Annotated in this window: 8 protein-coding genes and 1 tRNA gene; 4 read left to right on the forward strand and 5 right to left on the reverse strand. The window is 37.4% G+C overall.

Annotated elements, in window-relative coordinates; genetic code table 11:
• Positions 1 to 660: 660 nt before the first annotated feature.
• Positions 661 to 3240, reverse strand: coding sequence for a DNA translocase FtsK (locus CER18_RS03485; RefSeq protein ID WP_100128721.1), 2580 nt, complete (start codon positions 3238 to 3240; stop codon positions 661 to 663).
• A 462-nt stretch (positions 3241 to 3702) separates the two neighbouring features.
• On the opposite strand from CER18_RS03485, the gene CER18_RS03490 reads away from it, so the two are divergent.
• The 3 genes from CER18_RS03490 to rpoH all read left to right on the forward strand — a co-directional run bounded on the left by CER18_RS03490 (position 3703) and on the right by rpoH (position 7203).
• Complete coding sequence (locus tag CER18_RS03490) at positions 3703 to 5133, forward strand: aldehyde dehydrogenase family protein (protein WP_100128711.1); 1431 nt, start codon at positions 3703 to 3705, stop codon at positions 5131 to 5133.
• A gap of 30 nt (positions 5134 to 5163) precedes the next feature.
• Positions 5164 to 6168, forward strand: coding sequence for an RluA family pseudouridine synthase (locus tag CER18_RS03495; RefSeq protein WP_100128712.1), 1005 nt, complete (start codon positions 5164 to 5166; stop codon positions 6166 to 6168).
• Between the two features lie 150 nt (positions 6169 to 6318).
• Positions 6319 to 7203, forward strand: a complete 885-nt coding sequence (rpoH, locus tag CER18_RS03500) for an RNA polymerase sigma factor RpoH (protein WP_100128713.1) — start codon at positions 6319 to 6321, stop codon at positions 7201 to 7203.
• Between the two features lie 192 nt (positions 7204 to 7395).
• Here rpoH and CER18_RS03505 read toward each other — a convergent pair whose 3' ends face one another.
• From CER18_RS03505 to CER18_RS03515, 3 genes are all read right to left on the reverse strand, one after another.
• Positions 7396 to 8814 carry a hypothetical protein gene (locus tag CER18_RS03505; RefSeq protein WP_100128714.1) on the reverse strand — a complete coding sequence of 473 codons (1419 nt, stop codon included), beginning with the start codon at positions 8812 to 8814 and terminating at the stop codon, positions 7396 to 7398.
• Between the two features lie 237 nt (positions 8815 to 9051).
• Positions 9052 to 10341, reverse strand: a complete 1290-nt coding sequence (locus CER18_RS03510) for an adenylosuccinate synthase (RefSeq protein WP_100128715.1) — start codon at positions 10339 to 10341, stop codon at positions 9052 to 9054.
• Between the two features lie 390 nt (positions 10342 to 10731).
• Positions 10732 to 11895 carry a phosphoserine transaminase gene (locus CER18_RS03515; RefSeq protein WP_100128716.1) on the reverse strand — a complete coding sequence of 388 codons (1164 nt, stop codon included), beginning with the start codon at positions 11893 to 11895 and terminating at the stop codon, positions 10732 to 10734.
• A 403-nt stretch (positions 11896 to 12298) separates the two neighbouring features.
• Between CER18_RS03515 and CER18_RS03520 the strand changes: the two genes are divergently transcribed.
• Positions 12299 to 12374: transfer RNA gene (locus CER18_RS03520), tRNA-Phe, on the forward strand.
• 100 nt (positions 12375 to 12474) lie between these two features.
• On the opposite strand, the gene CER18_RS03525 is transcribed toward CER18_RS03520, so the two are convergent.
• Positions 12475 to 12835 (reverse strand): helix-turn-helix domain-containing protein (locus CER18_RS03525; protein WP_100128717.1); only part of this gene is annotated, 361 nt, incomplete at its 5' end.

The following is a 12835-nucleotide window of genomic DNA, read 5'->3' on the forward strand; positions in this document are numbered from 1 at the left end:
AAATGGTTTTTAGCCTCCACCGTTTCTACTTATGAAGTACAAAAACGATTTTGATTGTTGCAACATAAACAGATTTGAGATGAGAAAATTTTACGATATCTGAAACTTTTATTTAATATGAACAATGGACAAATTATCATTACAATTCAATATATTTGTATTCTCAAAGCCAGAAATTAAAAATTTCTTTTTCAAATAAATATTCTCGTAAAAGCATCTTTCTTGCACCAAGAATATCACATGATAATAAATTCAGTATAGCACTTTAAAGCATCTTAGAACTTTGAATGTTCTTCTTATGATACTTTTCAGAATACCCCTAAAGATTTTTTTTCATCAAAACCATTATAGAAAAAATAAAAAATATACCCCTGTACTATTTGAGCAAAGAATCTTCTTGCAAGAGGATAAAGAAAACAAAAATATCTGTTTTTATAGAGAGATTTATTTTATTTCTTTACATTCCAAATCATCGAGAAATGTTAAAAACATCTCCGCCCTTTTGTATAAGCTTGTTCTCTCCATGAATAGTCAAAAGATTGCTTTACTACTCTTCATTTAATTTTTTAATATGACTCGCAAAAAAATAAAATACGTATTCGCTCTTTAAATAACGACTGTCAGATATTAAAAAAATCATATATTTTTGAATATGCTCGCTTATTTTCCCTCATGGAGTAAAATTTCACGCTTTCCAACATGATTAGCGGCTCCAACAATGCCTTTTTCTTCCATACGCTCAACAAGAGAAGCGGCTTTATTATAGCCGATTGAAAGTCGGCGCTGAATATAAGATGTTGAACATTTTTTATCACGCATAACAATCTTTACAGCTTGGTTATAAAGTCTCTCACCCTCTTCATCAAAATTTTCTTCCTCAGAAACTTCAGCTGTTGAATCAGCAGAAACATCCTCATTGTTTTCGTCTTCATTATCCGTGACCGTTGCTAAATAATCAGGTTTTCCTTGCATTTTAAGATGTGCAACAACGGATTCAACTTCTTCATCAGAGACAAAAGGTCCGTGAACGCGCACAATACGCCCCCCACCTGCCATATGAAGCATATCTCCTTGACCTAAAAGCGTTTCAGCACCTTGTTCACCTAAGATCGTACGACTATCAATTTTTGATGTAACCTGAAAAGAAATGCGGGTAGGAAAGTTTGCTTTTATTGTCCCCGTGATAACATCAACAGAAGGACGCTGCGTTGCCATAATAAGATGAATACCTGCCGCACGCGCCATTTGCGCTAAGCGCTGAATGGCATTCTCAATTTCCTTTCCTGCCACCATCATAAGATCAGCCATCTCATCAACAATCACGACGATATAAGGAAGCTGCGTGAGATCCATGGCTTCTTCATGATAAAGCATTTCCCCTGTTTCTTTATCAAAACCCGACTGTACAGTACACATGATCGTTTCGCCTTTTTGAGCAGCAAGTGCAACGCGTGCATTAAAACCATCAATATTTCGCACACCTAACTTAGCCATTTTGCGATAACGCTCTTCCATTTCTCGAACCGCCCATTTTAAAGCAGTTACCGCTTTTTTAGGATCTGTTACAACCGGTGTTAAAAGATGTGGTATACCATCATAAACAGAAAGCTCTAACATTTTAGGATCAACCATAATCAAACGACACTGCTGGGGCGTCATACGATAAAGAATCGACAAAATCATTGTATTAATTGCAACAGATTTTCCTGATCCTGTTGTTCCTGCAACCAATAAATGAGGCATTTTTGCTAATTCTGCAATAACAGGTTCACCATTAATCCCTTTCCCCAAAGCAAGAGCAAGCTTAAATTCACTTTCACGAAAAGAATGCGTTTGGATTAATTCCCGTAAATAAACAGTTTCACGAACCGCATTGGGTAACTCAATCCCAATAACATTCCGTCCTGGAATGACAGCAACCCGTGTGGAAATAGCAGACATAGAACGTGCAATATCATCAGAAAGATTAATAACGCGTGATGACTTTACACCCGCAGCAGGCTCAAATTCATACATTGTTACCACCGGTCCCGGATGAACATGGATAACTTCACCCTTAATGCCAAAATCTTCCAAAACACTTTCTAAAAGTCCAGCACCACGTTCTAATGTTTCCTGAGGAATCATCGTTCCTTCATGAAAAACAGGTTTTTGTAATAAATTAATCGGAGGAGATTCATAAACATCACAGTCAATCGATTGAATATTTTTCATAAAAGAAGAATTATAATTGCCTAATGGTGCGCAAGTAGATTGCAATGTTTTCGTTGCACCATTTGCTTGCATCACAGATAACTCTTTTGAACTCTTCGTGACATCCTTCTTTGTTATACAATCGACAATATTATGGGCGAGAGTTTTATTGGTTTTTTCTGTCTCTATAGTATCCCCAGTATCACTTAATGTTTCAGTATCATTTAACCTGTGAGCAGAATCTTCAATAGAAAGCTTAGAATGACACTCTTTAGGCTCCTTCATAGAATCATTATTCGTATTCATTAAATCAGAAATTTGCTCAACGCCTCTCATCCTTTCTGCTGGAGATTCTGATGTCATTGAATCATAGAGTTGCGGAAAGCGGTATTCAAGAACACGGTAAAGAGCTGTTATTGACTCATCAAAAGCAGAAGAGACATCAGGTATAATTTTATTTGTCGTATCAATCGGCGTGCCCCCTTCTTTTGAAGTTTGAGTATCTATATGTTCAAATATCAAAGACCCACACTCAAAAAATGCATTATCGGAAAGGTGCAAAGCAGGCTTCATTTTTGGGAGCACATTTTTTACTTGTAACTCATACTCTTGTTTATCCTCCTTAAGGGAAATATGGGCTGATGGTAGACTAATAGCTTGCTGTGACAACTGCTTTAAAACCGTTGAATGACAAACTGACGTTTTATTCTCTATCGATTGGGGATTAATGACTTTTTTTGTCGATGGAGCGTTTGTTGTCTTCTTATTACAATGTACAATATCTGTAACTTTTTTTCGATCTTGCTTCGTAAAATTTTTAAATTGTTTTGCAAAAATTGGGTCTGTTTCTATACGACGACGTAAAATCTCAACTTCTGGTGTTCGTGTAAAACGGACATTTTTTCCGAGGGTAAATGCCTTTTTCCAAACTTCCGGATAAGGAAATATCTCAGTAATCTTAATAGATAAATCTTCTCTTGATGCGCCTTTCGTACCATCATCAGAAAAAGAAGACGTAGAAATAGATTTTGTTTTCGAATTATGCATGGCACCCAACAAATTTATAGCAATGAGAAAAATGACCTTGTTTAAAAATATTCATAGAGGCTATCATATGAAGGTTAATAACCTTTTGCTGTTGGTTACTTTTTAATGAAAAAAATAAAGACCAAATGCATCATATTCTTTTTTTAAAATTTTCGAAGTAAATTGCCCAATTTATGGTGTCCTATCGCTCATCTTTCATTTATTTTGAAGAAAACTTCATGACAAAAAGCGTCAATACAATTGTTAATACCTTTCTTTCCCTCCCATTTTATTAAAACAATTGGTCCAAATAATACAAACAGTTATAGAAGCATTGCTCTATTTAAATCTTCCTGTTTGATGATCATCACATAATCTAATTTCTCGCGTTTTCATAAGTTTATCCTTGTTATCCTCGTTTAAAAAGGCTTAGACTAAGACAATCATAATTACATAAACATAAATAGAAAAAGGGAGTGAATTATGTTTAATAAACGGAAATTTTATATCAATGGCCTGTGGGATGATCCAAGTACGCCTCATGATTTTGACGTCATTAATCCATCAACAGAAGAAGCTTGTGCTGTCATTAGCCTTGGAAGCACAAAAGATGCCGATAAAGCAATTAACGCAGCGAAAGAAGCTTTTCAAAAATGGAAAACAACGCCACCAAGCGAGCGTCTTGGATTCGTTGAAAAAATTTTAGAGATCTATGAAAAACGTTCCAAAGACATGGCTAAAACCATTTCAATGGAAATGGGAGCACCGATTGATATGGCGCTTAATGCGCAAACCGCAGCCGGCGGTTCCCACATTCGCGATTTTATTGAAGCTTATAAAGAGTTTTCATTCCAAGAAACTTTAATAAAGGGAAATGAGCAAGCAATCCTTCACTACGACCCTATCGGCGTCGTAGGATTAATTACGCCATGGAATTGGCCCATGAATCAAGTAACTCTTAAAGTTATCCCCGCTCTTTTGGCTGGCTGTACCATGGTGCTAAAACCCTCTGAAATTGCGCCTCTTTCTGCTATGCTTTTTGCTGAGTTTTTAGATGAAGCAGCGCTTCCTGCCGGTGTTTTTAATTTAATCAATGGTGATGGTGCAACTGTCGGCTCTTACCTTTCAGCACATCCTGATCTAGAAATGATTAGCTTTACTGGTTCAACCAGAGCAGGAAAAGATATTTCTAAAAATGCCAGCGCTACTTTAAAAAGAGTCTGTCTGGAACTTGGAGGAAAAGGTGCAAATATTATCTTTGCTGATGCCGACTCAGATGCTATTCAGCGAGGTGTGCGACATTGCTTTTATAATAGTGGACAAAGTTGTAACGCACCAACTCGTATGCTTGTGGAACAGAACATCTATGACAAAGCCATCAAAATAGCCAAAGATATTGCAGAAACGACAAAAGTAGGACCAAACTGCCAAGAAGGTAATCATATTGGACCTGTCGTTTCAAAACAACAATATGATAAAATTCAAGATCTTATCCAATCAGGAATTGATGAAGGGGCAACTCTTGTTGCAGGTGGAACTGGCTTACCTATAGGGATGGAGCGCGGTTATTATGTCCGTCCAACAGTTTTTGCGGATGTAAAACCTCATATGCGTATTTTCAAAGAAGAAATCTTTGGTCCCGTTCTTTCGATTCTTTCTTTTAGGACAGAAGAAGAAGCCATCGCTTTAGCAAATAACACTGAATATGGTCTTACAAACTATATTCAATCGCAAGATCGCAACAAATGTCGTCGTATTGCAGCACAAGTACGATCCGGTATGGTAGAAGTTAATGGACATGGATTACCTGATGGAAGCTACTTTGGAGGTGTAAAATTCTCTGGGCGTGCCCGTGAAGGAGGGCATTGGGGAATCAAAGAATTTCTCGATAGCAAAGCAATTTCATACTGGTAAAAATCTTATTAAAAACTTAATAGGAATCATATGGTAATACAGAAAATAACGGATGAAGGTGCTCTTGGGCAACGTCTTGATCAGTGGCTCGCAAAACAATATCATGATGTGCTCTCACGTTCGCGTTTGCAAACCCTCATCCGTGAAGGCTGTCTTAAAATTGATGGTCAATTCATAAAGGAACCAAAAACAAAATTAAAATCTAACCAAATAATTGAATTGGCAATGCCTAACCTTCGTGATGCAGAACCTAACGCTGAAGCCATTGCATTGGACATCCTGTATGAAGATGATCATGTCATTGTTATTAACAAACCAGCAGGTCTTGTTGTTCATCCTGGCAATGGTAATTGGACTGGTACGTTGGTTAATGCCCTTATCTACCACTGTGGGAATAGTTTATCTGGTATAGGGGGTGTTAAACGCCCTGGCATTGTCCACCGTCTTGATAAAAATACAAGCGGTGTTATGGTCGTTGCAAAAAATGATCTGGCTCACAAAAGTCTCAGTGCTCAATTTTCTGATCATGGACGTACCTGCGCACTAGATCGACGCTATCATGCCTTGATTTGGGGGACACCTCACCGCAATGTCTGGACAATTGATGCATCACTTGGCCGTTCGCCCCATAACCGAACCAAGCAAGCTGTCGTCCAGAACCAAAACCCTCGTGCACGTCATGCTGTTACACATTTTTCTCTACTTGAAAAATATGGTACTTATGCAGACTCAACGTCTTTTGCTAGCCTTCTGGAATGTCGTCTAGAAACCGGACGCACCCATCAGATCCGTGTTCATATGGCGCATATCGGACATCCTCTCATCGGTGATACGGTTTATGGAAATGCTTTTAAAACAAAATCAAACATCCTTAATCCCACTATTAAAAATGCAATCGACCAATTCCATCGACAAGCACTTCATGCTGTAAGTCTTACCTTTGAACATCCTGCTTCCGGTAAAGTTATGTCATTTTCCGCACCGCTACCTCAAGATATGGCTCAACTTATTAAACATTTTAAAAAAATGAATTGAAACTTTTCTTCGTCTCAAGATTTCACAATAAAATATCTTTTTTTGAACAAAATTGAAAAATATGCTAAAGTGAGGTTATAAGGATAGTTGACTATCTTAAAACATGGAATTTGCCTTATTTAGGGAATTCAGATAAAAGGAGGGTGCTATATGGCCCATATGAATTTGTTATCAGTCATCACAAGTGATGGTGGATTAAATCGTTACTTGGAAGAAGTGCGTCGTTTTCCGATGCTTGAGCCAAAAGAAGAGTATATGCTCGCTCAGCGTTACCGTGAGCATAATGATCTAAAAGCTGCACATAGGCTGGTTACCAGCCATTTGCGTCTCGTCGCTAAAATCGCCATGGGATATCGAGGGTACGGACTCCCCATTGGGGAAGTCATTTCTGAGGGCAATATCGGACTTATGCAGGCTGTTAAACGTTTTGAACCAGAGCGTGGTTTTCGTCTTGCAACCTATGCAATATGGTGGATTAAAGCATCAATCCAGGAATATGTATTGCGGTCTTGGAGTTTAGTGAAAATGGGGACAACAGCCAATCAAAAGCGCTTGTTCTTCAACCTTCGTAAGTTAAAGAATAAACTTCAAGCTCTTGATAGCGGCGATCTCAATGGAGAACAAGTAAAAGAAATTGCGACCCAGTTGAATGTCACAGAAGATGAAGTTGTATCGATGAATCGCCGACTTGGTGGTGATACTTCACTCAACGCACCCCTTCGTACAAAAGAAGGAGAAAACAGTGAGTTGCAAGATTGGTTGGTAGATGAATCTAACAATCAAGAACAAACTTTAATTGAGAAAAGTGAATTGGAAAATCGTCGTTCCATGCTTGTCAATGCTATGAACAATCTCAATGATCGCGAAAGGCGTATATTCGAAGCACGTCGTTTAAATGATATACCATTAACTCTAGAGGAACTCTCTGGTGAATTTAACATTAGTCGAGAACGAGTGAGACAGATTGAAATGCGTGCATTTGAAAAGGTACAAAACTCTATCAGAGATTTTGCTTTATCTCAAAGTCAAGTATAAAACTCTAGATTAGGTATGAAGCCAATTGTTTGCATATTCTTAAATTGAAAATGAGAAAAATGGCTGTTGGCTTTGTACTGGTGGTGACCTCTCAAATTCTTTGTGAGTTATTAGTGTGTAAGCTTTATTGAATACGTTTAAGTATAACTGATAAAAACAGATGGTGAGAAATAACCTTTATCTTATTTGCATCTATGTTTTATTTTTTTGATCAAGAACTGTTAACTTATCTTGTTGTGCAAGCCATTTTTCAATAGCTTCATTAAAAATAGACTCACCTGTTGGACCTTTTGCAAAGGTGAGTTCATTTATGCGTCCGTTTTTATCCGTTAACACCAAACGCATCCAACGTAATTCTCGCATCAATTGTAAATTTCGGTCGAGAAATGGGTGATTCCTACTCAATGCAATAAGAAAAAAATCATCATTAATCTTTGTGGAAACAGTTCTTGTTAAAGCCTGCCCAATGGAGTGTTCACTTGCTTTAAAGGTTAAAGCTTGAACATTGCTTATAGCTTTGCCTGAAAATTTATCAGAAAGAATAAAAATAAGGTCCATAATATATGCCGCAGGAAATGACTGATCGGTATTACGACGTAAAATTAACCGTAATGATAGCCCTTCATCGGGAATTGTTATATCACCTTGTATAGCCACTTCTTCTGAAGCCCCCTTTACATGAGATTCCCTTATAAGCGTCCAGCGAGCGCTTCCCGTTGCTACCTTTTCTGCATCATAATTTGTACGTGCTTGATAAAAAACAGCTTCACCTGATTTTTCAAGAGATTGCAAATTGTTCGCAACAACTGTTGAAGTTCCTTCTTCATCGGAAGAATCTGCTGCTTGTTTTAAGCCAACATCAACTTCACTCCCATCCTCTAATAAGCGTTGTGTTAACTTTCTCTTAACCGAAAGCGCTTTTGGTGCTCCGTGAAAAGCTTGAAGATTTTCCCCTAACAACTGATCATTTGATACAAATACACGTTCCCCAATAAAAAAAATACCAACAGTTAAAACAACAAAACTCACAACAGAAACAGCACTTATCACAATACGCCTTTGTACCAATGATTTATTCGCACGACGTAAAGCTTGAGAAAAAATATGCGAAACAATATGCGGATTATCTTCTTGTGAAGGAGAAACCTTTAACGCGCAGCCATTAACATGCTCAGAAGGCAAATAAGCGCCCATATTAACGGGCTCTGCCTCTGGTATATCTGATATACGAGGATCATCAAATACCTTGTTATCCTTTGAATATATAACAAAATTCTGCTTGCTTTTTGTATTTACAACTGAAAATTCATTATTCTTTGATCGTATGGTTTCTTTTGTATATTTTCTATCCTCATTTAGATTTGTGGGATCCCACCCAATAACTGAAGAGAGCAACTTCTTTTCCACCGCTAAATATTCTTCTTCAACAGCTGTAATAGCACCTCGAAGAATCTTTCTTTGTTCCTCTGCTATTGTTTGCGGCATTTTCGCTGTTAAAAATTGATGTTCTAACGTTTCGATAGCCCGTTTATAAATCCGCTTACGCACTTGTGGTGTAACATTATTTTGCGCATCAATTGTTTTTTTTAAGATTCCAACGAAATCTACCATTTCCTCTATAATCTCTCTTAAACTGAGAAAAGAAACCTCAGCCCTAAAGCCAAAACACCTTTTAGCCTCATAAATTAATTGTCATTTATATTGGTGCAACTATCGTAATAATATAAAATGAATATGAAAAATAAACAATGTTATTTTACACCTCTCTCTCATGCGCTCTTAAAAACGCTCTTTGTTAAAAGACATAGAAATGCATAAAGAATCCATATGGAAACTTAAAAACAATAATCAATTTGCAAAGGGATCTGTAATAAGAATAGTATCTTCACGTTCTGGACTCGTAGATAATAAAGCTACTTTTGTATTAATCAATGCTTCGATATAGCGTATATATTTAACAGCCTGTACTGGTAAATCTTCCCACCTCAATGCATGGGCCGTTTTTTCCTTCCAGCCTTCTAATGTTTCATAAATAGGCTTTACACGGGCTTGAGCTCCCATAGAAGAAGGTAAATAATCAATCTTTTTATCATCAAGCTCATAACCAATACAAATTTTTATTTCATCCAAACCATCCAAAACATCAAGTTTTGTCAATGCTATACCTTGAACACCACAAATTGCTACCATCTGACGAACTAAAACAGCATCAAACCAACCACATCGACGCTTTCGACCTGTTACAACACCAAATTCATGTCCACGAGTCCCAAGAAATTCACCAATATCATTTATCTGCTCTGTTGGAAATGGTCCTTCTCCAACGCGTGTGGTATAAGCTTTTGCAATACCCAAAACATAATTGATTGCGCTAGGTCCCATCCCAGATCCTGTACCTGCCTGCCCAGCCACTGTATTCGATGATGTTACATAAGGATAAGTTCCAAAATCATTATCGAGTAAAGCACCTTGCGCCCCTTCAAAAAGAATGTGCTTTCCTTCCCGATAACCTTCATCTAAAAGACGCCACGTACAATCCATAAAGGGCAGAATTTTATCTGCAACTTGCATCAATTCATCATAAAGCGCTTGAGAATCAATCTCTGCAACCCCCATCCCACAACGCAAAGCATTATGATGCCTTAAAAGCCGCTCAATTTTAGCCATAAGCGTATCTTTTTCTGCTAAATCCATCACTCGGATAGCGCGACGTCCCACCTTATCTTCATAAGCCGGCCCAATACCACGCTTTGTTGTCCCAATCTTTAAACCTGATAAACCGCTTTCTCGAATTGCATCAAGATCACGATGCAAAGAAAGAATTAAGGGCGCATTTTCAGCAATCCGTAAAACTTCTGGTGTAATTTTTATACCCTGATCACATAGTTTTTTTAATTCTGCAACAAAATGATGAGGATCAACAACAACACCATTACCAATGATTGATAACTTCCCACGAACTAAACCAGACGGTAAAAGTGATAATTTATAACTCACTCCATCAATAACCAATGTGTGACCAGCATTATGCCCTCCCTGATATCTCACAACGATATCTGCCCGCTCAGACAACCAATCTACAATTTTACCTTTGCCTTCATCACCCCACTGTGTACCGACAACAACTACATTGGCCATAACTTTCTCCGTCGTGTTTGGTCAAAAAACCAGCATTCAAAAACAAATAGCTCTGTATAACGAAACCTTAGAGCAAGTGCGACTCCTCATTTCAGTTTTTTCTCAATCTTCAAGTAATTAAATTTTCAAATTTATGATAATAAAGATAAGCAAACCCCAAAATATTCTAAATCTGTCATTTTTGCTACAAAAAGTAAAAAGTTAGAGAGATTTTAATTGGTGCTTTACCCAAAACCTAACAAAGTATTCATTTCCCCTCTTAATCTTTTACAATTCATGTCAATTATTCAGAAGTTGTTGTTTGTCTGATACAAGAATACGAAAGATCATAATAATCTCTCGTATCCCTTTTTCTGTTTAAAATGCGGTGTAAAAATCACCCGTCATTCTTTAAAGCTGTGCTTTTTCAACTTGGAACGCCCATTCAAGCCATTGTGTTAAAATTTCGAGATCGGAAGCCTCAATTGTTATACCCGCCCAAATTCGAAGCCCAGGAGGCGCATCGCGATACGAACCGATATCATAAGCAACACCTTCCTCATCAAGACGATTCACAACCGCTTTTATAAAAGACACTCGCTTTTCAGTATCTAAAGCAGTAATCACTGGATCTACAATATCTAAACAAATAGATGTGTTAGAACGCACTTCAGGATCTTTTGCTAAATATTCTAACCATGGTGTTTTACGAACAAAAGCATCAAGTACAGAAAAGTTTTTCTCAACCCGCGCTCTTAATGCCGCTGCACCTCCTAGAGACTTTGCCCACTTCAACCCATCAAGAAAATCCTCAACACAAAGCATAGAAGGCGTATTGATTATCTTTCCTTTAAAAATATCTTCATTCAATTTTCCATTTTTTGTCATACAGAAAAGTTGAGGCATAGGCCAAGCTGGAACATGATTCTCAAGCCTCTCAACAGCACGAGGGCTTAAAATTACCATACCATGAGCCGCTTCACCTCCCAAAACTTTTTGCCACGAAAAAGTAACAACATCTAATTTTGAAAAATCAAGATATTGCGCAAAAGCTGCCGATGTTGCATCACAAATGGTCAATCCTGCCCGCTTATCCGGAATGAAATCTGCATTAGGAATACGCACACCAGAAGTTGTCCCATTCCATGTAAAAACAACATCACGATCAAAATTAAGTTGGGTTAAATCTGGTATTTCACCATATGGGGCTTCAAAACGGCGCACATCAGAAAGTTTTAATTGCTCGACAACATCTTTATTCCACCCAAATCCAAAACTTTCCCACGCTGCCATATCAATGCCACGCTCACCTAATAAAGACCATAGGGAAGCTTCAACAGCACCGGTATCTGAACCTGGCATAATTCCTACACGATGCTCAGAAGGAACCTCAAGAATCTCACGGGTTAAATTAACAACTTCAGCAAGTTTTAATTCTGCTTCTCTCGATCTATGCGAACGCCCAACTAAAGCATTTTTAAGAACATCAAAAGTCCACCCAGGCCGTTTGCTACAAGGACCTGAAGAAAAATTAGTATTCTTGGGACGACTGCTTGGTTTTTGTAACATTATCATTATTTCTCCCCTTTTTAGATGTTTTTCTTCCTTTATAAAGAAAAACAAATTGTTATAAAGACTAATCAAGAGTCTTTTTAGAAAAAAGTCAAAAATGTTTTCTATTATTTCGTAGGCTTAAAAATCACGGAAATTTTGTAAAAAAATCTTTCTAAATCATGCCTCTCAATTGATTCTTTTATTTTTTTTCGTATCATCACCACGATAAGATAGCATTCTGATAACGATAACACTAACGTATCACAGCATACCTATCAAGTTTATTTTACGATAAAGATTCATTGATAATTCTCTAGAATAGAGAGATAAACTTATTAAAAAATCAATTATTTTTCTTTTGATGACTGGACAGAGAAAATTTTAATGTTATAACCGCACACGCTCTATATTTTTTATGGGGCATGCCCAGATAGCTCAGTAGGTAGAGCAGCGGACTGAAAATCCGCGTGTCCGTGGTTCGAATCCGCGTCTGGGCACCACTCCTTTTTTTATTAAACATAACTTATTGATTCTAAACATCTTTTTTAAGGTACGGGGTGTGTAGATAAAAGTATGGGAATAGGACTTTCTGATATTCCTCTATAGGACGCCTGTTTTTTTACCGATTTCCTCGAACAGTTTTTTTAGTTTTGCTAAGTCTTCTTGTGAAAAATTCTCTAAGTTTCTAACAAATATACCAATAATTTCACCGCGAAATGGGTCTGAAGATTTGATTGTAAAACTCTTGCGACATGCATAGGCTTCTTTTCTTAACAATGAAGCCTTCTCTTGATCTAAACCGTACAGCTCTATGATCTTCTCTTCCATACCAACCGGTACTGATTTCTTGCCAATTTCTACAGAAGATAAAAACGCTACAGATATACCTAATGTCTTAGCCATATCTAAGAGGCGTTCTGAGTGATCAATGCGAAGTTTACGTAAAATTTTACCAAAAGAT

The sequence above is a fragment of the Bartonella tribocorum genome (assembly GCF_002777915.1).
Lineage (GTDB): Bacteria > Pseudomonadota > Alphaproteobacteria > Rhizobiales > Rhizobiaceae > Bartonella > Bartonella tribocorum_A.